Origin of the sequence: Enterococcus sp. DIV0167 (assembly GCF_050541555.1) — a bacterium.
Lineage (GTDB): Bacteria > Bacillota > Bacilli > Lactobacillales > Enterococcaceae > Enterococcus > Enterococcus faecalis.
Genome location: NZ_CP172933.1, coordinates 737431 through 759291, shown reverse-complemented (window position 1 = coordinate 759291; position 21861 = coordinate 737431). Strand labels below are relative to the sequence as shown.

Annotated in this window: 28 protein-coding genes and 1 tRNA gene; 1 reads left to right on the top strand and 28 read right to left on the bottom strand. The window is 33.8% G+C overall.

The features are described from left to right. Positions 1-364 precede the first annotated feature (364 nt). Positions 365-598 (top strand): hypothetical protein, encoded by a 234-nt coding sequence (locus IGM09_RS03770; protein WP_048953770.1) that lies wholly within the window; start codon positions 365-367, stop codon positions 596-598. Positions 599-636: 38 nt separating this feature from the next. On the opposite strand, the gene IGM09_RS03765 is transcribed toward IGM09_RS03770, so the two are convergent. The 28 genes from IGM09_RS03765 to IGM09_RS03630 form a co-directional block, all read right to left on the bottom strand. Beyond that, positions 637-888: a hypothetical protein gene (locus IGM09_RS03765; protein WP_002403783.1), complete on the bottom strand. Its 252-nt coding sequence runs from the start codon at positions 886-888 to the stop codon at positions 637-639. A 74-nt stretch (positions 889-962) separates the two neighbouring features. Then, positions 963-1036 (bottom strand) — tRNA-Ile (locus IGM09_RS03760). A 134-nt stretch (positions 1037-1170) separates the two neighbouring features. Continuing rightward, entirely contained in the window at positions 1171-1866 is a 696-nt protein-coding gene (locus IGM09_RS03755) for a DUF3800 domain-containing protein (RefSeq protein WP_089201984.1), read from the bottom strand. Between the two features lie 694 nt (positions 1867-2560). Then, positions 2561-2812, bottom strand: a complete 252-nt coding sequence (locus IGM09_RS03750) for a hypothetical protein (RefSeq protein ID WP_002357054.1) — start codon at positions 2810-2812, stop codon at positions 2561-2563. 71 nt (positions 2813-2883) lie between these two features. Beyond that, positions 2884-3084, bottom strand: coding sequence for a cold-shock protein (locus IGM09_RS03745; protein WP_002357053.1), 201 nt, complete (start codon positions 3082-3084; stop codon positions 2884-2886). Between the two features lie 836 nt (positions 3085-3920). After that, complete coding sequence (locus IGM09_RS03740) at positions 3921-5159, bottom strand: LysM peptidoglycan-binding domain-containing protein (protein WP_113826119.1); 1239 nt, start codon at positions 5157-5159, stop codon at positions 3921-3923. Between the two features lie 12 nt (positions 5160-5171). Then, entirely contained in the window at positions 5172-5552 is a 381-nt protein-coding gene (locus tag IGM09_RS03735) for a phage holin family protein (RefSeq protein WP_010706839.1), read from the bottom strand. A 10-nt stretch (positions 5553-5562) separates the two neighbouring features. Next, positions 5563-5685, bottom strand: a complete 123-nt coding sequence (locus IGM09_RS03730; protein WP_002368228.1) for an XkdX family protein — start codon at positions 5683-5685, stop codon at positions 5563-5565. Between the two features lies 1 nt (position 5686). Further along, the gene (locus tag IGM09_RS03725; RefSeq protein ID WP_162782975.1) at positions 5687-6106 is read right to left on the bottom strand and encodes a hypothetical protein; all 420 of its coding nucleotides are present in this window, start codon (positions 6104-6106) and stop codon (positions 5687-5689) included. After that, positions 6096-6590: a hypothetical protein gene (locus IGM09_RS03720; RefSeq protein ID WP_113826117.1), complete on the bottom strand. Its 495-nt coding sequence runs from the start codon at positions 6588-6590 to the stop codon at positions 6096-6098. The genes IGM09_RS03725 and IGM09_RS03720 overlap by 11 nt, the downstream gene beginning before the upstream one ends. After that, complete coding sequence (locus IGM09_RS03715) at positions 6590-6877, bottom strand: collagen-like protein (RefSeq protein WP_002357046.1); 288 nt, start codon at positions 6875-6877, stop codon at positions 6590-6592. Before IGM09_RS03715 ends, IGM09_RS03720 begins: the two co-directional genes overlap by 1 nt. Further along, positions 6874-7470 (bottom strand): hypothetical protein, encoded by a 597-nt coding sequence (locus IGM09_RS03710; RefSeq protein WP_113826116.1) that lies wholly within the window; start codon positions 7468-7470, stop codon positions 6874-6876. Before IGM09_RS03710 ends, IGM09_RS03715 begins: the two co-directional genes overlap by 4 nt. Beyond that, a complete protein-coding gene (locus tag IGM09_RS03705) occupies positions 7463-8344 on the bottom strand; it encodes a phage baseplate upper protein (protein ID WP_113826115.1) in 882 nt (293 codons plus the stop codon). The genes IGM09_RS03710 and IGM09_RS03705 overlap by 8 nt, the downstream gene beginning before the upstream one ends. Positions 8345-8358: 14 nt before the next feature. Next, positions 8359-11058: a phage tail spike protein gene (locus tag IGM09_RS03700; RefSeq protein WP_113826114.1), complete on the bottom strand. Its 2700-nt coding sequence runs from the start codon at positions 11056-11058 to the stop codon at positions 8359-8361. Next, entirely contained in the window at positions 11055-11804 is a 750-nt protein-coding gene (locus tag IGM09_RS03695) for a phage tail protein (protein WP_113826113.1), read from the bottom strand. The genes IGM09_RS03700 and IGM09_RS03695 overlap by 4 nt, the downstream gene beginning before the upstream one ends. A 4-nt stretch (positions 11805-11808) precedes the next feature. Beyond that, positions 11809-14331 carry a phage tail tape measure protein gene (locus IGM09_RS03690; protein ID WP_113826112.1) on the bottom strand — a complete coding sequence of 841 codons (2523 nt, stop codon included), beginning with the start codon at positions 14329-14331 and terminating at the stop codon, positions 11809-11811. Between the two features lie 15 nt (positions 14332-14346). Then, the gene (locus IGM09_RS03685; protein ID WP_010710715.1) at positions 14347-14550 is read right to left on the bottom strand and encodes a hypothetical protein; all 204 of its coding nucleotides are present in this window, start codon (positions 14548-14550) and stop codon (positions 14347-14349) included. An 8-nt stretch (positions 14551-14558) separates the two neighbouring features. Further along, positions 14559-14921, bottom strand: a complete 363-nt coding sequence (locus IGM09_RS03680) for a hypothetical protein (protein WP_010708346.1) — start codon at positions 14919-14921, stop codon at positions 14559-14561. A 2-nt stretch (positions 14922-14923) separates the two neighbouring features. Further along, positions 14924-15523: a major tail protein gene (locus IGM09_RS03675; protein WP_010708345.1), complete on the bottom strand. Its 600-nt coding sequence runs from the start codon at positions 15521-15523 to the stop codon at positions 14924-14926. 16 nt (positions 15524-15539) lie between these two features. Then, on the bottom strand, positions 15540-15857 hold the full coding sequence (locus tag IGM09_RS03670; protein ID WP_010815465.1) for a hypothetical protein: 318 nt from the start codon (positions 15855-15857) through the stop codon (positions 15540-15542). 2 nt (positions 15858-15859) lie between these two features. After that, entirely contained in the window at positions 15860-16240 is a 381-nt protein-coding gene (locus IGM09_RS03665; protein WP_010815464.1) for an HK97 gp10 family phage protein, read from the bottom strand. Beyond that, a complete protein-coding gene (locus IGM09_RS03660) occupies positions 16233-16553 on the bottom strand; it encodes a phage head closure protein (RefSeq protein WP_010708342.1) in 321 nt (106 codons plus the stop codon). The genes IGM09_RS03665 and IGM09_RS03660 overlap by 8 nt, the downstream gene beginning before the upstream one ends. Beyond that, entirely contained in the window at positions 16546-16821 is a 276-nt protein-coding gene (locus IGM09_RS03655) for a hypothetical protein (RefSeq protein WP_113826111.1), read from the bottom strand. Before IGM09_RS03655 ends, IGM09_RS03660 begins: the two co-directional genes overlap by 8 nt. A gap of 26 nt (positions 16822-16847) precedes the next feature. After that, positions 16848-16991 (bottom strand): HeH/LEM domain-containing protein, encoded by a 144-nt coding sequence (locus IGM09_RS03650; protein ID WP_010708340.1) that lies wholly within the window; start codon positions 16989-16991, stop codon positions 16848-16850. Between the two features lie 2 nt (positions 16992-16993). Further along, positions 16994-18262, bottom strand: a complete 1269-nt coding sequence (locus IGM09_RS03645) for a phage major capsid protein (RefSeq protein WP_113826110.1) — start codon at positions 18260-18262, stop codon at positions 16994-16996. A 2-nt stretch (positions 18263-18264) separates the two neighbouring features. Next, entirely contained in the window at positions 18265-18816 is a 552-nt protein-coding gene (locus IGM09_RS03640; protein ID WP_113826124.1) for an HK97 family phage prohead protease, read from the bottom strand. Positions 18817-18839: 23 nt separating this feature from the next. Then, positions 18840-20060, bottom strand: a complete 1221-nt coding sequence (locus IGM09_RS03635) for a phage portal protein (RefSeq protein WP_156248562.1) — start codon at positions 20058-20060, stop codon at positions 18840-18842. A 10-nt stretch (positions 20061-20070) separates the two neighbouring features. Then, a complete protein-coding gene (locus IGM09_RS03630; RefSeq protein ID WP_113826108.1) occupies positions 20071-21858 on the bottom strand; it encodes a terminase large subunit in 1788 nt (595 codons plus the stop codon). Between the last annotated feature and the right edge of the window lie 3 nt (positions 21859-21861).

The window sequence follows — 21861 nt, the reverse complement described above, 5'->3', positions numbered from 1 at the left end:
AAATATATCATCAATTAACCTTGTCAGACAAGCAGTTAAACCCAATGTGAGATTTTTTTTATTTTAAGATCTTCCTCTATTTCCGTCTAACCCTTTAACAAGACAAAAAAAGCTGAATCCGCAGATTCAGCTTTTTAATCGTATTAGTTAGCTACTGGATAAACTGATACTTTAAGATTTATTTTTTCTAATAATTTCTAATTTTCTTCAACACTTATAAAATAGGCGTTTGTATTAAATTCTATGTTCTGATAGTTTCTATATTTTCTTAAAGAGTATGGTCAAAGTATGGTCATTTCATACCTAGACGAATAAAAACAATCTTAATATAATATAGTTAACTACTAGCAAGGAGTTGATTTCTATGAAACCAAATTATGTAGGAACAATTCATAAAATCAAGGTATTAACCACTTATCCAGAAATGTTAGTCCGTTTTTCTTTACAGACTCCAAAAGAGACTATCAACTGCATTATTTCTAAAAAAGAATTGGCGGATGAATTACTCATGTTACTTGATGGCACAGAGCTTGCTGTTTATGGTAGGTATAATCAAAAAAGGCAACTAGTTGTAGTGAAAATGTGTGTGCGGAAATAAAAAAAAACTATTCCTTAAACAAGGAATAGTTTTTATTTTTACATATATTGTTCTACATGTTCAATTTCTTTTTGTAATTCTTTTTCATCGTACTTATCATACTTACCAGCTTCATGTGCAATCTTTTTAATTTCATGCATGGCTCTTTTCTCAACAAGCCATTTTTTCATACTATGTTTTTTTGCATCTTCATTTAGAGAATCTAATTCTTCTAAATTTGAATCCAGTTTGTTCAAAACATCTGCAATTTTTACTAATGCTTTTGCTTCTTTTTCTTCATAGTTTGACATAATAGATAACACTCCTTAAGTATTTGATACTTTAAGTCTACTCTTCTATTATTTTATTTGCAAATAAATATATATGGACCACACAGGACTCGAACCTGTGACCGAACGGTTATGAGCCGTTTGCTCTAACCAGCTGAGCTAATGGTCCTGAAAATAAAAAAAACCGCACTAGGCGGCCAACAAGAAAGAGGTGACAACACATGCCACTTACTAATTATAGCTCTATAATCTTGTTTATCAGTAATAACTTACTGCAATAACATAATACCATATGAAATTTCATTACGCAATACATTGACTCGAAAAATGTTTAGGGTGTTTCCGACAACATGTATCTGGTTTCTTGTCCAAGAGTATTTTTAAATCTTTCGATTTGTATTCGAAACGTTGAAACTTGCAGTTAGCTAATAAATCAGCAACTTGGATTAAAGGTTCCATTTTAGAATCCATATATTCTACTTTGAAATCTACATCTGATTCTAAAAAGTATTCGCAATTTTTATATTTTTTCTTAAAAACTTTATTGATATAATTTTTAAAACTATCTCGATTAGCTACGTTGGTCTGGCTTTGATTATCAATATACAAATTAACTTTTTTGATGTTTCCATATCCAAGTTTTTCCATTTGTTTTAAACAGTCTTCTACTAATCTTCTCAATATATAATTTTTGTGTAATTGAACTGCCTCCCGATCAGAGAAATCTACAGTTAGCATCGACACTTTCGAAACTACGTAAATCGGATGTATATCTTCTCTAACAACTTTCTTTAGCAGTCGTTTCTTCTGCCAGTGTTCCATATTGCTAGTTTTAATTTCTCTACTAGTATGAAAAAGTTGACGCTTCGTTTTAGAAAAGGCCGATTTTACTTTTGCTTCCTCCGAGTCTAAACACCAAAAACCCCCATAAACAAAATAATCAGAATAGTAATTAGAATGTAATTGACCTGAATCATCAATATAAATTGAAATTTCCACTTTGATTCACCTCCCCCTATTAAAAGGATACGAACAAATAATTTTTATGTCAATCTATATTTATAACATACATCCATTACAGTATAAAATATAATTTTTAATTACAAACAGGTAAATCAACTTAATTATAAATCATAAACTATAAACAATAAAAAACGACCACCTTATTGAGAAAAGGCGGTCTGCGTGAAAAAATAAGAGTTTAAATATGTATAAATATTTTACAATATCTGTTTTTTGAGTTCAATATTTTTATGTAAAAAAAGCCGCCTCATTGGGGTAAGGCGACAAGAGGTAGTAATAAAATGAAAAATAAAATTGTTTGGTAAAGGTATTTTACCGCTTTCTTTTTTAAATTTCAAGTTTTCATTTTACAAAACAATTGTATTTTATTTATAATTCGAATATACAATTATAAATAAACACCTACTAAACATACACAACTTGGGGAAGTATTGTGCGTCTTCAGTAGGTGTTTTCTATATACACAAGATAATTTCGTTTTAACTACTATGATAAATTCGAACAATCAACTGAATGATTACGAACCATTTGCTCTAACTAGCTAACAATTTTTAAATAAAAATAACAGATCCTTTAACAAGTAAAGAATCTGTTTAGAAAAAAGAGTATGCCATAAATCCTTGTCTTAAGTTTAACACAAAGACCCTACCTAATCTAAACTAGGGTCTTTTTATTGATACATCGATAATAGTTTCTCATAACTAATTACTGTTTTTTCTTTTTTGTTTTTTGGCTTAGAACTGTCTATAATATTAATTACTGCTGAATTAATTAATAAAACAGCTATTATACCACTTCTAATTTCTTTTCTGTAAATAAATGATACTTTCTGTCCTTCTTCAAACTGTTTACTTTTATCTGATGGTATAATTTCTTTCCATTTTCCAAATCCCATATGATGATCTCCTTTCGCTTTCAACATTCAGAGCCTATCAATTTAATCTTATAAAAAAAACGTTCCAATTAAATTGGAACGTTTTACCAAAACCTTTATTATGCTTTAAAAATATTAACAGCTTGCATACCGCGCTGTCCTTCTTCAATATCAAAAGTTACTGCTTGTCCTTCTTCTAATGACTTAAAACCATCCGCTTGAATTGCTGAAAAATGTGCAAATACATCATTGCCATCTTCACCTGTAATAAATCCAAAACCTTTGTCTGAGTTAAACCACTTTACTGTACCGTTGTTCATATATGTTTCCTCCTTGTGCATACCCTGTATGCGATTTGTTGCAAAAAATGTTTGATAAGCAAAAGGAGAATTATAGTCTTATGTATAGCGCTCTCGTTACATGTCAAAATTGATTACTTATTTATAATACCATACTATTTCCTATAAAGCAAATGAGTGTATTAAAACATGATGGACCAATACTATAAAAAGGTTATAATCCATCTACTCTAGACATGAAATATAAATATACGATACAAAAACCCCCTTGCACAATTATGATACAAGGGGCCTGTAGTCTTTTACTACAAGTAATTGCTTTATTATTCTAGCAAATTAGTTTTGTTAATTCAACCAATAAAATCATTCACGACTTATTAACAAAATTGTGTTTGGCTTTAAATTAGAACTGGGATATTAAGGAATATCGCTAAAGTAGCTATACTACACTTTTCCACTTATTTAAAAGGAAACTGTTCTCAAGTAATAGTAGCTTAGAAATAGTCTAATTCTATTTTTATTAGGATAAATTCCGTACACATTATCCTTTTCATAAATTCAAGCTTAACCTTGTTATAAAAAAAGAAAATCGGTTATGATTAACAAGTAAAATCTAAAAAAAACACCTACCGCACAGTCAACTGCTTGGGGAAGTACGTGCATCTGTGGTAGGTGTTTTCTTATGTAATACAATAGCTTTAAACTAAGCTACTTATTAGTAAAATTAAAATGCTCCTACCTAAGAACTTGTCATAAGATAGGAGCACCTCTTTTCTAAATCGAAAAGAGTCATAATATGAAAAGGTAACTCTATTGTAAATGAGGTACCTCTAAATTTCAACTGATTTTGCAAAAAATCAATAGCTCAATGTTTGACCAGGATAAATCAAGTTAGGATTTGCTAATCCGTTTAATGCAGCTAAGGTTTGATAAGTCGTACCAAGCTTAGCTGCAATACTTGATAAATTATCACCGTATTGAACTGTGTAAATGTTGCTTACTACTGATCCATTTACTTTCAAAATTTGGCCAGGGTAAATAAGATTTGGATTTGTCAATCCATTTAATGCAGCCAATGTTTGATAGTTTGTTCCGTATTGATAAGCAATGCTTGATAATGTTTCGCCGTATTGTACCACATGAGTCGCTTCTGGTTGTTTATCAGGAACAGTTACCGCATCTGGCAATAATTCAATATCGCCTTTGCTGATCCATGACAAGATACCTTCAAGCAATACTCTGCTCTCAGTTACTTCTTGTACTTTATAGCTGTTTCCTTTTACCCATTGCGGAATAGCTTCGCCAGTTGCCCAAGCATCAACACTAAATTTCACTTTAACAGTGTCGCCCACTTTAACATCGGAACTTGGCGTATTTTCTACTTTTTTACCTTCCTCAATAGCTGGTGTGTTTGTTGCTGGTTGGTTATTCTTTGTATAACCATTATCAGTAATACCTGTTAAATCAACGTTACCATCTAGCCCTCCTGCAACGTAGGTTGACGTGAACTGAAAAATACCGATATTTTCAAATGAAGGAAAATAATTGTAATTTGGATAAGGTGTCACTTCATAATCTGGATATTCTGCCATCCATAATTGATACTTCTTTGCAATTCGTGATAAATCATAAGATGAAGTAAGATACCCTTTGTATCCGTAAAGCATCGGTGTATATCCAGCCTCTTTGATATAGTCTAACGCCCATAGCGTTACATCCGTCGATTGAACGCCGTCTTCCGCATCTAAGGCGACAATTGATCCCTTTGGTGTTTGAACTTTAGGTAAAAAGTAATCTAATACTTGCTTTGCATTTTCATAGGTAAGGACGTTTTGCCACCATACATACGTATGCGCTCGTTTACCTTGAGCAATCGTACTAGCTACTTGACTAGAATAAGTAACTTGATCATAAATCCCATAGTTGTTTTGCCCACCAATTTGTGAAATTGAGAATTTATCATGTGTATAACCAAATGTTGCTTGATACCCATTCCAAATAGACAAATCAACGCCTTGGTCTCCTTTTGCAGCGAATACATTTAAAGGAGTAACTGCTACCAACGCTATAATAATCAACGTTACAATTTTTTTCATAAAGACACCTTCCTATTTTTTATTTTTTAAATTTTTTATGAAATCTTCAAATAGCTCCGTAACTACTCCCATCTTCTGATAGTTCTCAAATATCGATTTAATTTCCATCATCAGATAGCCAACATACAGAACATATAATAGCCCCACACCAGCGCCACCAGGTACTAACGGTGCTAAGGGAATGAAAAAAAGTAGCAAGACAATACTTGCTACTTTCCTTAATATTCCGTTGATTCCTATTTTACTTTTAAACTCAATTTCTGGATTTATCTTGGCTGCGATAGTACCACTAATAAAATCAATAGTCATTGCAATGCAAATCAACATTAAAACATATACCGCTTTATGCTCTTGATCTACTACGAAACGTTCTAAAAAATCAAATACCGCCAAACCTACTTCCCTACTTTCCAACGATTTCTTTCGCTTCTTTTTCTGTAATGCAAAGTGGGACAAACTCCATTACTTGTTCATCTGTAAAACAGCCCCAATCATACATCATTTTAATATCATCAAATGTAAACATTTTATTCCACTCCTTCTGCTAATTTTTCGTTAATTTCTTTTACTTGATTGGTTAATTGATTAATCGCAAGCATTGATTTTGCACTAATTTGCGCAAAATTATCTGCTTTCTTCGTTACTTCAGAAAGCTCTTTTTTTAAATTCATGTCATTAATCATAAGTTTTGAATTCAATTGTTTTAATTCCACATTTTCTGCTTGTAATACTTCAATGTCGGTTGGTGGTGCTGGCTCTGGTTCTGGCACATTGTCAGGATCATATATTAAGCTTGTTCCGTCCCAACGATAATTAAAGAAATCTGTTGGTTCTTTTTCTACTTCAAGTTCAATCTTATTCGGTTGTTTCATTGTGGAATATCCATCTAGATAACCTTGAATATCATCAATCCAAATTTTCATGTTCTCTTTCCTCCTAGTATTCATAAATCGCACTTAACGCAAACATTTTACTGCCTGAACCAGCCGTATCACTAGAAGAGGCATTCATATCATTACCTGTAATTTTAGTATCCTTAATATATAAATATTTCCGTACTAAATTAGTATAGTATCCATGTAATAGGAAAATAACGCCTCCAGAACCTGGGTTCTGTGCATGCTGTTTAGGAATAACGAAAAAGTGATAACATGCGCCGTTCAAAGTTCCTTCTTTTGTGTATTCTTGCCACTGCAAAATCCAACCATTCTCGCACTGTGAAAGCGGCTTAGATGGCACTTGACCGTTTCCTGCAGCTCCGCCATACCATGCGCCTGTCCACAACGGTTCTTTTTTGGTGATTTTTTGATATGCTTTGTCCGCATCTATTTTCTTTAGATACGATTCAAGCCCATCAATTGCGGCAGTATGTGTTTTAAGATAAATTGGTTTTCCTTTTTCTTTTAATTGAACAATATCTGTTGTTGTCATTACACTTCCCCTACCTTTTCAAACGTAATTGCTGGCAATCCATCTAGCTTTGTTTTATCTTCTTTAGACATCAAGCCATTTTTTATTGAGGTTGCAACGTCTGTCGTTGTTGCGTTTTGCCCTGCTGGACCTTGCGGACCAACGTCTCCTTTATCTCCTTTTGGACCTTGTGGCCCTGGGTCTCCCTTTTCACCTTTTAATACTTCTGGTTTCCCTTCCACGGCATTCCAATGTGTTTGAGGAAATACCTGTGTTCCTCCTTGTTTTACTTTAACAATGTCTGTCATTGCACTTCGCCTACTTTCTCAAACGTAATATCAGGTATTCTGTCAATGGCTTCTTGGACTTTTTGGTCGACATATTGTTGATTCACTCCGCCACCATCGCCACCACCAGTTGCTGAAATCACACCATCTTCTGAAATAGAAATATTCGCTCCAGCAGTATAACCTTTCAACTCTTCCAGTTTCGATTTTAGTTCAGTGGTAAAATTTTGATCTGTTTGTTTTACCGCAGACAACGTGCCGTCTTCTGTAATTTCTAACAGTTGGCCAACCTTTATTCCGCCCAATTCGTCTGTAGTAGCGATTGGAAGAATATACACGCCTCCCTCGCCATTTGACAATCGTTGAAACATTTCAGAAGTGATAATACCGTCTGTTTCTTCTGTTGCGTAAGGAAGTTCTGTCAGTGCATTTTCTAAGCCTAGATCTGCTTTAGTGATAATTACTGCCCCAGTGTATCCATTAACAGATAATACTTTTGATTGACCCGCAATAATTTTTTCTAATCCTCGAACAGCAGATACATGTGTTATAGGATAAAACTGACGTTCCACACCATTTTCTTCGGTTTCCATCATGCGTTTTGCTTTAACCACTTATTTCACCCACTTTTTCAAACACATAAGTGTTCTGTTTTGTATCATCAACTGTTGCGATAACCAATGCCCCATCCGTCACAGAATAATCAACTGTTCCAACAATTTCTGTTTCATGATTCAGCGAGAAAGCATCATCTTGTAAAATAATCAAGTCACTTATTTCGCCATATTCTAACATATACAAACGTTTTTCTAATTTCTGATACAAATATTCCATATCTGCCAATAAACGTTCAGAAATTGAATTATGGCGCACTCCTTGAATATCGATACGTGCATCCATTAGTTCGGCTAACATTGTTCCGCCTGGATCAACAGTTTTTAAAATATCTTTGATTGATTCAAACCATGAAGTGAAATCTGTTTTTTGCGCATCTCGCCATGCTTCAAACTCTTCTTTTCTAGCATTCATCCAATCAGTAAAATCGCCTTTGTTTTCGTTGATAAAAGCGGTCATGTCTGCGATTAAATCTTCAATGGACTGCCAATAAGAACCCATTTCACCTTCTGTTTTAGAAGCAGCATTTATTACGAAATAAGAAAAATTCTGCGTTGTGCCGATTAAATTATCGCCTTTGTAAATACTAAAATAAGCTTCTTGTCTGTGTAACGACTGCATAGAATATTCATCAAAGGTATACTGAATAATCCCCTTTTTAGCATCTATAATTTTTGCTAAACGTTGAATCGGGAATTTATTATTAATAACTGACTCTAAAAAAACTTTGCAGAGACTTAAGTCTAACGGCAAAGCATTTTCTACAATATTTACTTCTAAGACTTCTGTGTTCTTATTCCCTTGCCGTACATTAATAATACCGACATAGTTGTATGGTTCGGTTGTACTTAGCGTTGCTTGCCATTTAACCATTTGTGCACTCCTTTTTAAAAATTAATTACATCACGTGGATTGATTCGTTGCCACTGTGCGCCTTTCCACACTTCAAAATGAAGATGAATACCTTTAGCAAGCCCAGTGGAACCCATTATTCCAACACGTGAATTGGTCGTTACTTTATCGCCTATAGCTAAATCAACAGAATTTAAGTGACCGTAATAGGTCCAATAACCATCATCGTGTTTAATGACAACATAATTTCCTCCAGTTCCATCATAAGTGACGGTTTCAACTGTGCCGCTACGTGCCACATAAACAGGTGGCGTACTTCCAGCAGGAACTGAAGCAATATCAATTCCACCATGAATAACGTTCGTTCCCCAGCCAATTTGATCCCATTCTTGTGTAATCGTATAGCTAGATCGTACAGGGTTCATCCACGTTGGATTGCTAGGTTGCAACCCATGCAATTTGTTATACCAGTAAATCGCCATATCAATCCGTTCTGGATGTGTAACTGCTGGTCGCTCAAAGTTGGCTTCAAACGCCATCGTAGCTGTTCCTATATCTGTTAATGCTTTAAATTGTGCAACGGAATATGGATAAGCAGAAGTAGGAATATACTGACCGTTGTGAATATGCCAGTCCAGTAATTGAAGTTGCGTATTAATGTTTCGATAGTCACCACTAATACCAGCTTGTGCTAATAAACGTTGAACATATGCACGACCACTTTCACCAGCTACAGGTGATGTCCACTGAACTAAACCATAGCCAGGACCGCCACCACCTTCGTCAATGTCTGGCATAATACCTGATTCTTGTTCCATATTTCCTAAAATACCTGCAGTTGCTTGTTCGCTATAACCTTTAGATTTTAAGAACTGCCAAACCGCCCAAGCGTTTTTCTCTTTTTCAGTAGACAATTCTGGAGGTGTACCGCCACCGCCACCAGTACCGCTTCCTGGAATAAGTTCTTGACCTTTTAAAATTATTTTATCCACATATATCGTAGAAGAACTATCCTTACCGACAAAATAAAAATCATTTCCTAAATGATATTGCTGTCCTCCCGCAAGCGCTATTCCAGTACCTTTTCGATTAGAAAAACCGATAATATTTGTCTTTGGATCATCACCTATTATGAGAAGAGAATTACCATCTTTTATAACTGGATTTCCGTTTTCATCTCTTAAATCAGGAAAAGGATTTCCCTTTGTTCCCATTGAACCAACGTGATTAGCCCCATTCCAAAACTCCATTCCTTTTTTGGTTAACTGCATAATTTTTTTACTGTTATTTCTGATTTCTAACAAACCATTTACTAATCTCAATACATCGCCTGTTTTGTTAAAAGAGTTCTGAAATACATTTGCATCGATAATTCCTGTTTTAATAAAGTTCGCATTAAACTTACCATCTAAAGTCCATGCTGTAGAAAAGGGACCTTGCCAGCCTTTAGAAGAAAAACCTATACCACTTTTATTAATTCTTAGTACTAATTTTGCTTTTTCTAATTTAGCATTATCACAGAAAAATAAATCTGTAGGTCTGTTTTTTGGCCACCAAATCACGTGACCACCATCATTTCCTGAAATAATATTTGTCACAACATCAATAAAATTACTTGCATATTGTTTACCTGTGTAACCTTTTAATGTTTCAGCAATTTCTTGCTTTTGTTTCTCAAAAAACGTGTATTTTGTATCTCCTGCTTCTAAGGATTCTACTCTTTCAGCTAAAGAATCATAAACAATTTTTGTTACTTGTGCAGTGATTTTTATATTATATCTTTCATGAAAAACATCAAACGTATCAAATAAACCAATTGTTCGAAACGATTTAAATCGTTTTGCTAAAGCTGAATCTTCCATTTTTCTTATATTTAATTCAATGGATACTTTAGGTTTGTCACAATTAGGATTTAGTGAAGAGAAATATTTTTTTGCAACGTTGTTTAAACTAGTTTGATTCGTAACTCCTTGTTCTTCTGTAAATTGCACATATTCTGAATAAATCTCTCCATCATAATGATTAATATAGGGAGAATCCACTTTATTCCCGTATATTCTTTCGGTTTGCCCTTCGTTATTCTGAACATCTGCATATGGAAAAACTCTTGTTAACAAACCATCAAAATTAATATCTACTTTTAATCCTGACAGATTTTTTCTATATCTAAACGTTGTAACATGGTCTTTTCCTCGTCTATTCAATAAAGAAAGTTTAAATGGTTCATGTTTCATTTCGCCGCCATAAATTTGGTTGAAAGAACCATCTATCCCTTTTATGCACTGCAAAGGATTTGTCACTTCAATTTTTGTAGAGCCAACACGAGTAATATCACTAAATAATCGAATATCACTTTGTTGGTCCATTGCTTTTTCTAAACGTTCCATTGCTTCTTCACATGTGGCTCGTTCAAACGTTAATTTTTTAACCGCACGATTTCCTAATTTCATTGTTCGAGATTTTGCATAAACATATAAAACGCCTGTAGCCATATCTTTGTAATGATTATAGATATAAAAAATATGGTAATTATCTTCTGCATTAGGCTTACATTTTATTTGATAATTATGATCTTCTAATTGCTCTGAATACTTAGCATTAATTGGAAAAGCTAATTCAGCAGTATAAGCTCCATTTCCTTCTTCTGTCACCAAACACTTTTTACAATCAACAAGAACGCCAATTCCTCCCGCTTCAAAATCGGTATCTGTTGGACTATATAAAATAGGCTTCATATCTTTGTTTGCCACCTCGGTTCTAAACTAATCTTTTTTACATTACTACTCCAAGTAATATGGTTTTCTCCTGCATCTAAATAAGGATACATTTGATTGCTCAATAACTTTTTATGTTCATTTACTAAGATTCCATCTACTTCTCGGTATGTTTCCATCACATCAGGATCAGAATCAATAATAATATCTGATGTAACGTTAGAAAATTTTGTTTCTCTTCCGTTAATTGAAATAGTTATATTGCCAGAGCCATATATTTTAATCTTAGGATAAGAAATATAACGTTCTGGATTAAAAATAGAACCTTGCTTATCAAGATAAATTGGATGCATACCGAAAACATTTTTCTTAAATGGAGCAATACTCAGATCAAACGAAAAAGGAACTCCTCTTAATGTCTGAGAAGTCCCTTCAAAATTAGGTTCATTTATTACAATTGCTTGGTAAATATAACTAGGGTCCCAATAAGCTACAAAATCTACATACTCGCCTTTGGTATCTAGTGCTTCAGTGATTAAATCTTCATAATGCTGAATACGATCCATAGTAGGTGATAAATAAAAACACTCCAAGGTTTGTTCTACATTGGTATAGTAACCACTATCATTGACAGCTAGTTTATTTAATCCTGAAACTTCTTCAAGAGTAAACACTCTTTTTGCTTTTTTCTTTTTTGGTCTTTCAGTAATAAATGCATTAAACTCTTTGCTCCAATGATTTCCTAATTTAAACCAACCATCTAACATATTATCACCCACCAAATACTTCTTTATTTTTTAAATCAACAAATTTATAGGTCAAATATTCTGCAATTTGATCCAATGTCTCTTTTGGTAAATTCCCGTAAGCTGTTAAATGTAAATGAATTTCATCACTTGCTTGTTGTTTAGATAAACTTTTATCTACCGCTGTTTGGATATAGCCCATTAACTTATCTAACGGTGCGACAGCTTCTTTTCCAGCTTCACCGCCACCTAACAACTTATTTCCAGAAGCGCCAAAGATTGTTGGCTTAGTTAAAATCCCTCCATCAGCAAACCATTTCACATCAATACCTGATGGATAAGAAATATTTTTACCAAATATCTTTTTCGAACTCCATTTCAAATCAAAATGAGGCATTGGTGGTAGTTCAATTTTTGGAAATTTTAATCTTAAAGATTTAAAAATATTTTTTACAGCATTTACTTTGTCCTCGAAAGAAGCAAATAAAAAGCTAGTAACTGTCTTAACTGAAGAAGATAAGATTTTAAATGCCGAATCAGCAGGATCTGAAAAACGTGCCCAAAATTCAGTCCACCATTTCTGTAGCCTATCCCATTGTTTTGAGAACCATTCTGTTATTGAACCCCAATTTTTTATCACAGCAATTACTCCTGCAATAATTCCTGTTACAGCAATAAGTGCTAAAGTGACTGGTCCGCCTAATATTCCTACTAAAGCAGTTAATGCACCTGCAACTCCAGCTAAAATTCCTACTATTGTTCCTACACCTAAAAAAGCCGCTATAAAAGTTTTAACTGGCCCTGGTAAATTTTGAAAGCTTTTAAGAATTTCTGTTAATCCTAATAATAATGGTTGCAATGCAAGAGCTAACTCTTCTCCTATTGGTACTAATGCTAGCTTTAAATCATTCCATGCACCTTGCATTTTTTGACTAGTCGTTGTCGTATCTTCATTTAATTTATCTGCTGCTCCTTGAACATCCTCATAACCACCTTTAACACTCATTAGAGAAGTTAATACTTTTAGACTATTATCTTCTCCTAGAGCACTCCAGACAGTGGAAGCTAAAGATAATGCCTCAGTTTTATTCTCCATCTCACCTAAATCAGTAAGAAGTGACTGGATAACTTCTGCTTGAGAAGCTCCACCATTTTTAAATGATTCAAACAATTCTTTTGATTTTTGAGAGAATGAATCAATATTTTCTTCAATTCTCCCATCTGTTAAAGAAATTCCTATTTCCTTAACAACATCATTTACTTTATCTAAGTTGTATGCTCCATTTCGAGTACCATTTTCTAAAATTTGGAAAGTTTCAGAAGCAGTGAAGCCCATTTGAGCCCATAATTGAGAATACTCTGCCATATTATCGCCAACTTCATCTGCCCATGTACTTCCATTTCTTTGAAGTGCTACTGTAATCATGTCTAAGGCATGCTTTCCAGTAATTCCATAGTTTTCTTGCATTGCTGCAACACCACGAATTGTTTCTTTTAAATCTACTTCAAAAGTATTTTCTAACACTTTGGCATCTTGAACTAACTGACTTAAATCTTGATTGCTCATATCCCCAAGATTTTTAGACACTAAAGCAACAGCATCTGCTGCTTCTGACATATCCTCAAATAAACCACTACGAAAAACATCTGTTAATGCTTGTTCGTATTTTTTAGCAGATGCCGTGCCTGCTACCCCCATAGAAGCGTTTAATTTCTTTTGAGCATCTTCTACTTCTGTAAAAGCTTCAATTGTTTTTCCAGCCATATCTTTGGCTTTATCAGACATACCGCTTAAAGCTTCTCCTGCATCTAACAAATTTCCTTTACCTATTTTGTCATCGATTTCTTCTAAAGTATCACCAATTTTATCTAAAGCATCATCTGCTTTATTTGCATCACTTTTTAAACCGTTCAAATCAGAAGAAATTTTTTGTACAGAGTTCCCATCATCAATGGAATCTAACGTTTGTTTCATTTTATTAATATCTGCAGTTTGACCTAATGCAGCCCTGCCGATTTTATTTAATGCATTTTCTAGTTGAGAAGAATTGGCTTTTCCTTCTTTAATTGCGGCTACTAAGCGAGTACCTAAAACATCCGAAAAATCATTTATATCCGTTCCTGTAGCTTCAAAAAATGTAGATAAGCGTTGCGTATTTTGAGCTAGTTTTTCTTGTTCCACTTTCATACTTGATAATTGGCCTTTATACCCGTTTAAAGCACCTTCAGTTGCCTCGATTTCTCGTTTAAACTTCCGATACTGCTCTTCACCAATTTCTCCAGATTTAAATTGCCGTTCAACATCTGCTTGAGCACCTTTCAAAGCATCTAGCTTATTCGTGGTTAATTCTATTTGTCGAGAAAGCAATTCTTGTTTTTGCGATAATAGTTCTACATTATTTGGATTTAATTTTAAAAGCCGCTCGACATCTTTTAATTCCTTTGATACATTTACCGATTGATCAATAATACTTTTCAAACCACTTGTAACGCCTTTTGTATCCGCATCAAGCGCAATTGTAATACCTGAGATTTTTTTCTTCGCCATAAATTCTCCTCCTTTCTAAAATGCATCAAAATCTGCCTGAGTTGCTTTTCTTGTTTTAATTTTTGGTTCTGATTTTTCCTGATGATTATTTATCCATTCTTGAACAAAATCTAAACATGCACCTATTTCCATTAATTGCATTTCCTCGTTAGATAATCCTACTTGTTTACAAATAAAAAGAAATGACTCCGTGGTGAGTACTTCATCACTAGAAGCCATTTCATCATTTACTTTTTTTTTGATTGAATACTATGTGAAATCAATTCTTGAAGTTCATTGGCAAAATCTGACAAAGGTAAAGAATCTAAACTTTCTAACCAAGTAATTGGATCTGGAATACTTGAATCTGCTGCTTTGGCAAATGTCCATACAAAATTATACAACAAAGTTAACTCAACTCGTTTTAAATCATCATATGAGATATTCGTTAATTCAAACTCCCCATCCTCATTTTGATTGTCTAATGCTTTTGCCAAAGTTAATAAATCAGCAAAAAAATCGCTCCCAAACTGCATTTTATACCGTAAAGGAGTAGCTGCATTAGAAGCCAACCTGATTTTAGTCGTGCCAATTTCAATAGTTTTTTCCATGATTAAGCAGCTGCTCCTTTTTCATAAACTTTTGTAAACCATTTATCATAAACACTTGATGGAGTATCAGGTCGTGTTTTAGTTTTTACGGCTTTATCTGAAGGACGTGGACCAGCACTAAACGTTAGCTCAGAAGTGTTTGGATCGCCAGAATCTTTTGTTGTAGAGCCAATAGTTGGTCTGTTTGCAGTGCAATAATATAACACATGGCGAGTTGCTGTTTTATCTCCTTCAAATTGGAACATTAACGCAAAAGGAGAGGTTTCAGCATTTGCATACTCTGTTTGAACTTTATCCGCATCATCTACTTTTTCTCCTAAAATTTCCACTGCAAAATCTTCAGGGATTCTAGCGCATGTATATGTTCCGTCATATCCTTGATTGTTTGGAGAAGTATAGTAATCTACATTATCTGCTTTAAATTTGATTAAATCTCCTGAAGGCTCAATAGACAATTCAACCGCCCCAGGAAAACGAACAGGTGTACCATAAGTAATTTCCCCTGTTTCTGGATTTAACATTGCTTTTGCATAATATACGTTTTCTAAGCCAAACTCTACACGATTTTTTTCAGGACTTCCTACTCTTTCTTTTTGTGCCATTTTTCTTCACCTCTTATTAAATTGTAATTTCATATGCTTTTAAATACATCTGTTCAGATGCTAGATACGTTTCGTAAGTATCAAATGGAATTTTTGCTGTGTTCAGCAATTCCTCTAATTTATTTTCTTCACGAATATTTTTCGTGTTCGTATATAGTTCAATGACAATCTCTGTTTTTTTACAATAGACTGCATTGTCTGCAAAAAAATTAGTACTTGTATTTTCGTAATAAAGTAAATAGGGCAGCTCTGGAACTTGCCCAGGTTGCCATTCACGATATGAAATTGGTAATTCCATTTTGTCTAATAACTGTTTCAATTCTTTTAAAGTCATTGTTACGTCAATCTCCTAACCAATTCTTTTTCTAAAGAAGCGATAGCCTTTTCTTCCGCAGCTTCTATATGCGGTTTAGCGACTACCTGGCCGACTTTTCGACCACCCCTCTTTAATGCATGCCCATTTTCTAATAAATGAGTCAAACGATAGGTTGGATCATTTTGATAAATTACTTGTTTTGTTGGCCCTTGTTTTTTCTTTCGCCAATTCCGTGCATATTTTCCTGAACGTTTTGGACTATTTTGCTTCAATTCTTGAAGCGTTTCTTTCGCTACTATTTCAGTAGCTTCTCCTACGTTGGTTTCAACTTCTTCCGTGTATTCTCGAACCATCTTACTGATTTCTTTAGAAAGTTCACTAATATGGATTGCCTTAGCCATTAGCATCACCTAAGCTCAAACGACAAACCACTTCAAGTTCTTCGTAACTCTTTTGGTACGTGCGAATAATTTTGTATTTTTTCTCTTCAAATTCAAGATAGTTTTCTCCAGAATATTCATAAGGATGAATAATAAATAAATGAATATTTTCTATTCCATTTTGGCCAGCTTGATAAAATTCTCCTCTACTGACGTTTTCTTTACAAGCCATGACAGGAGTACGCTTATACTTTGGTATCTGATTGCCTATATCATCACTTGTAAAGCCATCATTTTCTAGAAGAACAATATCTAAATCCCATGTTCTATCCATTTTTATTCTCCTTTTCAGAAAGTACTAGATTATGCAAACGAAATTGTAAATTTCTAGGAAGAATACCTTCTCCTCTGGAGCGATAACGCCAAGCAGAATAATCCACAATAAACATCACATGAAGTTCATTATCTAAATCAATGGATACTCCTTGTTCTGTTTGCAATTCGTTGACGATACTTTCAATAATCGTTGATAAATAAGTATCACGATTTTTTGACATAATTCCTAAATTTACTTTTAATAACTCTAGTGTTTGATCACTCATATTTATCACCTAATAAAAAGAGGGAACTATTCTGTTCCCTCTAATAATTTTAGTAACTCTTTTTTGCTAACATTGTTTTTATACTCGATGCCTTTTTCGTCAAGAATAGTTTTTAATTCAGGAATAGTCAGTTTACTTAATGAAGTTTCTGCCAGTCTTGACTCTGGCATTGTTACTCCCCCGCTGGATCTAATGTTACTTCTACAAACGCTTCTGGAAGAACTGGTTTACCGTCATAACGTCCTAATCCTCGAACAGCCGTTTGATCCTCTCTGAATTTATAGTGACCTGACATATCAACTCGAACAGATTCACGTTCTACTAAAGTATATTTATCAAATACACCAAACAAAATTTTATCTTGTGGTAAGTAATTATTGAAAACTACTTTTAATCCTAAGAAATTAGGTTCAGCCAAGTTTGGTAATTGAACAACATCTACCCCATTAGAATTTACATGTAATGTTAACGTTGCAATTCGATTATAATAAGTTTGTCGATGCATTACTGCAACGATTTCTCCTGTGGCATCTTCCCCTGTATCAATTAAGCCCAATACTGGAATCAATTCTTCATACGTTGGTTTTTTCGTTACTTTATTTTTACCAGGAATTTTAGGAAGAATACCATCTGGTTGTTTATCATCTTTCCCTGTTCCTGTAACAATTGCTTTATCTAATCCTTTTGCGATAGAGCGTGCAATTCGTTTCGTTAAATAATCATCTAAATTAATAACAGAATCCTCTAACAGAGAATTATCAATATAGACAATTCGACCAATTTTGAATCCATCAAATTCAACTGCTGTTAATTTAGAATCATCCTCTTCTGGTAATGCGCCTCGCATTTCTAACCAAGTAGCTTCGCTAGTATCTACATCTAAAATTAATTTCACACGTCCTTTGGCAATCACTTTATCTACTAATGGATAAAGAGTGGTAAAATCACCAATGCGCTCACGAATACGATTAACAATAATATCTGGAATAATCAATTCTGCGCCGCTTGGTCCATCAGGCAATACTTGACCGTTTGCACGCATTTGTAATCTTTCACGTAATTCATTATAAAATTCTTTTACATCTGAACGTTCATGATAATCCATAAGGTTTTTGTTTCGAGTTTCTTTTTTATCTCCCATTTTTCTTTCTTCTCCTTTACCTGTTGGTTTCTTTTCATTTAATCCGTCTAATTCTTCTTGTAAGGAACGGATTTCTTCCTCTAATTCTTTTTTTTGCTGATCATGAGGCTCTTTTTCTTCATTAAATTTATTCACTTCATCTTCAACTGTTTGTTGTTCTTCTTCCGTTTCTGCTTCTTCAATGGCAGCCTCTAAATTCTTTTCTCGTGTTTCAAATTCAGCATCTTTTTCTTCTAATGATCGAAGTAATTCTGTTTTACTAGTAATCTTTCTTTGTAACATAATTTGTCTTAATGCCATGATTAATTCCCCCTGTTTTTTAATTGGCTCAATAATTTTTTACGCCATTGTTTTGTTTGTTTTTCACGGTATTGTTCTAATTGTGTATGTCTAGCTTGTACACCTGTATTTTCATATGCAGGAAACGTTACGACTGAAACTTCGTGAAGATCGATTTCTTTTAATAGCCATTTAACCGTGCCATCTTCTTTCCAATCTGTTTCTTCATTCAGAATATTAAAGCCAAACGAGCATTGATCAACGTCTCCTCGTTTTACACGTTCATAAAGATTTAAGGCATCTGAATCATTTTCATTAATAGTAATTTGGCCCCACAAGCCTCTAGAATCAACACTTAACTTTAATGTTCCTGATTTGTTTCTACCTAAAACCAAAGTGGTTTCATGATTGGTCAACGCTCGTATATCATTGCTCAAAGAGCCGTTAAATGCTTCTGGTGAAATTTCTTCAAAAGCACCTGGCCAAAGCTCTGTTTCTTGATTAAAAACAGCGAAATAGCCTTCAATGATTTTTTCCCCTGAAGTTTCTTCTCTGGTAGAAAAATTCGTTGCCATAGAGCGTGTTTGATTTTCTTTTGTCAATCAGAGTCACCTCCTTTAAGTTTACTTTGTTCTCCAATCATTCCTTGAGGAATAAAGTTTTCTAAAATAATTAGCTCATCTAAACCAGGCTTAGGTGAATCTCCTATCATATTCAAGACATCATTCCCTGTATAGATTCCTCGAATATACAAATTCATCCCAATTTCCGCTAATTCTTTCGTGTCATAAGCCAATAAACTCTTAGAATTGCATTTAAAATACCAATTCGGATTTTCAAGCAAGCCCTTCGTTAACGTCTGTTGAAAAATATCTGCAATAGCTTTAATTCTTGTACGAACAAAATTGTTATACTCATCTTTATCAAATGAACCAACGCCCAAAATAAATGCTGGAACATCTAATAAAGCTGCTACTGTTTTTTTGTCTATTTCCACTGATTCATTAATCGCAATATCTTTTAAAGATAATGGCTTTACTTGTTGGACATCTAATAGTTCTGCTGGAATAACCCAAGGTTCACCTGGTCTAGATTCTCCTAAATATTTTTCTTTAATTTGATTTCTTCCTGCTTCACTTGCAAGATTTTCATTCATTGCATCTACTTTCACAATAACATTCGGCATATATTGCCCACTCATAAATGATTTTTTTGTTGCATTTGCTTGTCGTAAATTATAGGTAATATCCCTTAAAGGGATTCGATAACCCGTTCCTTTCCATGGTTGTTCTGGATCAGGATTAATTGCAAAATGTAAGACTTCATCTGGTGAATAAGTCGTTGAACCATATTTCACAGAATAGCCATCTTCAAGTTCAATAAAGCTAACTTTAGATGGTTTCAAGGGTCTTAATTCATGAATAAAACCATCTTTCATTTCGGGAAAGACAATAGCATTTCCATCGCCAGGCAATAACATAGAATAAACAATGTTATAGACCCAATTTTTTCTAGTCATATATGAATAAGGTTCAATATCAATTTTTCTAGATAGTTCATTTTTCACACGAACATCGCCATTTTTTGAATTTTCCATTAAATGAATGGTCATTCCCGATACCAAATCGGCTATTTTTTGACAAGCAGTTTTTACTTCTGGATTATCTGAAAGTCTTGTATAGCCTGGTACTAATATTTCTCGAGAAATATCAGACAAAAAAAAACCAACCGTAGGATCACTTGAGCCTGATGGTTGGGGAATTTTTGGTTCTGAACGTATTTTATTTGCTTTTTTTCTCTTTTTTGCCACAATAATCATCCTTTACTATTTAATATTTACGATTTAACCACTCTGTTCCGACATTTCCATAAGCCATATCTTCCAACATCTGGCAACAGCTAAATACACTCGCATCGAATAAATCGATACGTTGTACCCCACCATCACCATCTAGTTTATCGTACTGAATCATATCATCAGTTTTTTCAATCGCTCGCACATTCTGAACACAATATTCGTAGGCATCGGAATGTAAGTAATAGAACTGTTTATTTTTGACTTTCACCTCGATATGACGGAAGCCTTCTGATTTCTTATAAAAGTATTGTGGTTGATCTTTAATTTTAAATCCTGCTTTTTTCATTTTAAAAAAGAACTCTCGACCAAACTTTTTATCAAAACCAACAAGTTTAATTTTGAAGCCTTTTTGTTTCATAGAAATAAACCAATTAACAATATCATCATGTAAAACGGTAGGCGTGTTACTCATCGTTAACCAACCATCTTCTTTCCAACCAAATAAAGGAATACCATCTTCTTCTGCTTTCTTTACTGCTGCTAATTTCGGGAAAAAGGCATGCGTAATACAAATATCTATTCCTTTATATGAGCCGTATAAAGCACCTGCCGTTAAATCATGTAGTTTTGATAAGTCCGCACCGCCGTACCAAACAATAGGTAATCTTGCTAAATCATCTAATGTCCAATCGTATTGCATATCCGAACTTCTAAACTCATTAATATCGAAATAGGCATCCATTGCATTCGTAAAGACATTCAGCGTTTTATTTAAAAACTCTGTTTTTAATTGTGGTTCATTCATTGCTTGTGAAGCATCATCCAATAACTCTTCTAAAGTAACTGTGACATTAATGGACGGTGTACACATTTCTAAAACTTCAGGATCATTAATTGTGGTAATTTCTCCTTTACTATTTAAAATATTCCCTTCTTCATCTTGATCTGCTTTGCAAATAAAAATGAAATAAGAGTCATACGCAGAATCAGTAATTGACCCATTCAATACCTTCTGTAAAGTTTTTAAACGATTGGCTAAAAATCCATCAGGAATATCGCCTGCCGTTGAAATACCTATCAATAATTTATTACGATAAGCTTTCATCGCATTTTTCATCAACGTGTACTTTTTAGCTCCTGCTCTTTTCCAAGAATGCAATTCATCTAATACCAAACAATTACAGTTTAAAGAGTCCAATTTATCTTCTTGGTTAGCAATTGCATAGATGTCACTTGTCCCATCTCCAAAATTAATTGAAATCGAATGTTCTTGATTGTTATCACGTATTCGTAATTTCTCGACATCCTCTTTCAATTCGTTCACATTATCCACTAAAAAATTAAAACACTCTAGTGTTTGTTTAACTGAATTTGCGACAATATAAGCTTTTGAACCAGAACGTCTATCTAAAATACTCTTTGCTTCAGTTAGCGCCGCACTAAATGCTGTTTTCCCTTGTTTTCGAGGCAAAAAAATAAGCGCTTCTTTAAACCGCCGAATATCTGAATCTTTTTCAAAAAAACCAAATAGATTCACACAGACAAATTTTTGCCAGTCTGTTAACAATAATGGTTGTCCTTTATAACTTATACCATTTCTATCTTCTCCTTGGACGTGATGAATCGTTCCTTCAATTAAATTAATGACAAAATCAAATTGTTCTTGCCTAAAATCAATATCTGTTCGTGTTAAGTCTTTCAAAAACCTTTCGCAGGCTAGCCTTCTATCTAAATTTGCTAATATTTTACAATCAACAATTGCCCGTGCATAATTTAAAGCTGTTTCAAAATGCTTAGATGTAATTTTCGATAAATCCATCAA

Coding starts and splice junctions, on each gene's coding strand:
- IGM09_RS03695 (WP_113826113.1), bottom strand. CDS start 11,804: ATGTTAGATGGTTGGTTTAAATTAGGAAATCATTGGAGCAAAGAGTTT.
- IGM09_RS03770 (WP_048953770.1), top strand. CDS start 365: ATGAAACCAAATTATGTAGGAACAATTCATAAAATCAAGGTATTAACC.
- IGM09_RS03680 (WP_010708346.1), bottom strand. CDS start 14,921: ATGGAAAAAACTATTGAAATTGGCACGACTAAAATCAGGTTGGCTTCT.
- IGM09_RS03665 (WP_010815464.1), bottom strand. CDS start 16,240: ATGGCTAAGGCAATCCATATTAGTGAACTTTCTAAAGAAATCAGTAAG.
- IGM09_RS03675 (WP_010708345.1), bottom strand. CDS start 15,523: ATGGCACAAAAAGAAAGAGTAGGAAGTCCTGAAAAAAATCGTGTAGAG.
- IGM09_RS03720 (WP_113826117.1), bottom strand. CDS start 6,590: ATGACAACAACAGATATTGTTCAATTAAAAGAAAAAGGAAAACCAATT.
- IGM09_RS03715 (WP_002357046.1), bottom strand. CDS start 6,877: ATGACAGACATTGTTAAAGTAAAACAAGGAGGAACACAGGTATTTCCT.
- IGM09_RS03725 (WP_162782975.1), bottom strand. CDS start 6,106: ATGAATACTAGGAGGAAAGAGAACATGAAAATTTGGATTGATGATATT.
- IGM09_RS03640 (WP_113826124.1), bottom strand. CDS start 18,816: ATGGCAACGAATTTTTCTACCAGAGAAGAAACTTCAGGGGAAAAAATC.
- IGM09_RS03670 (WP_010815465.1), bottom strand. CDS start 15,857: ATGACTTTAAAAGAATTGAAACAGTTATTAGACAAAATGGAATTACCA.
- IGM09_RS03745 (WP_002357053.1), bottom strand. CDS start 3,084: ATGAACAACGGTACAGTAAAGTGGTTTAACTCAGACAAAGGTTTTGGA.
- IGM09_RS03765 (WP_002403783.1), bottom strand. CDS start 888: ATGTCAAACTATGAAGAAAAAGAAGCAAAAGCATTAGTAAAAATTGCA.
- IGM09_RS03750 (WP_002357054.1), bottom strand. CDS start 2,812: ATGTTGAAAGCGAAAGGAGATCATCATATGGGATTTGGAAAATGGAAA.
- IGM09_RS03740 (WP_113826119.1), bottom strand. CDS start 5,159: ATGAAAAAAATTGTAACGTTGATTATTATAGCGTTGGTAGCAGTTACT.
- IGM09_RS03685 (WP_010710715.1), bottom strand. CDS start 14,550: ATGGCTTCTAGTGATGAAGTACTCACCACGGAGTCATTTCTTTTTATT.
- IGM09_RS03645 (WP_113826110.1), bottom strand. CDS start 18,262: ATGGCATTAAGACAAATTATGTTACAAAGAAAGATTACTAGTAAAACA.
- IGM09_RS03730 (WP_002368228.1), bottom strand. CDS start 5,685: ATGTTTACATTTGATGATATTAAAATGATGTATGATTGGGGCTGTTTT.
- IGM09_RS03700 (WP_113826114.1), bottom strand. CDS start 11,058: ATGAAGCCTATTTTATATAGTCCAACAGATACCGATTTTGAAGCGGGA.
- IGM09_RS03630 (WP_113826108.1), bottom strand. CDS start 21,858: ATGGATTTATCGAAAATTACATCTAAGCATTTTGAAACAGCTTTAAAT.
- IGM09_RS03655 (WP_113826111.1), bottom strand. CDS start 16,821: ATGAGTGATCAAACACTAGAGTTATTAAAAGTAAATTTAGGAATTATG.
- IGM09_RS03635 (WP_156248562.1), bottom strand. CDS start 20,060: ATGATTATTGTGGCAAAAAAGAGAAAAAAAGCAAATAAAATACGTTCA.
- IGM09_RS03660 (WP_010708342.1), bottom strand. CDS start 16,553: ATGGATAGAACATGGGATTTAGATATTGTTCTTCTAGAAAATGATGGC.
- IGM09_RS03705 (WP_113826115.1), bottom strand. CDS start 8,344: ATGGTTAAATGGCAAGCAACGCTAAGTACAACCGAACCATACAACTAT.
- IGM09_RS03650 (WP_010708340.1), bottom strand. CDS start 16,991: ATGCCAGAGTCAAGACTGGCAGAAACTTCATTAAGTAAACTGACTATT.
- IGM09_RS03690 (WP_113826112.1), bottom strand. CDS start 14,331: ATGGCGAAGAAAAAAATCTCAGGTATTACAATTGCGCTTGATGCGGAT.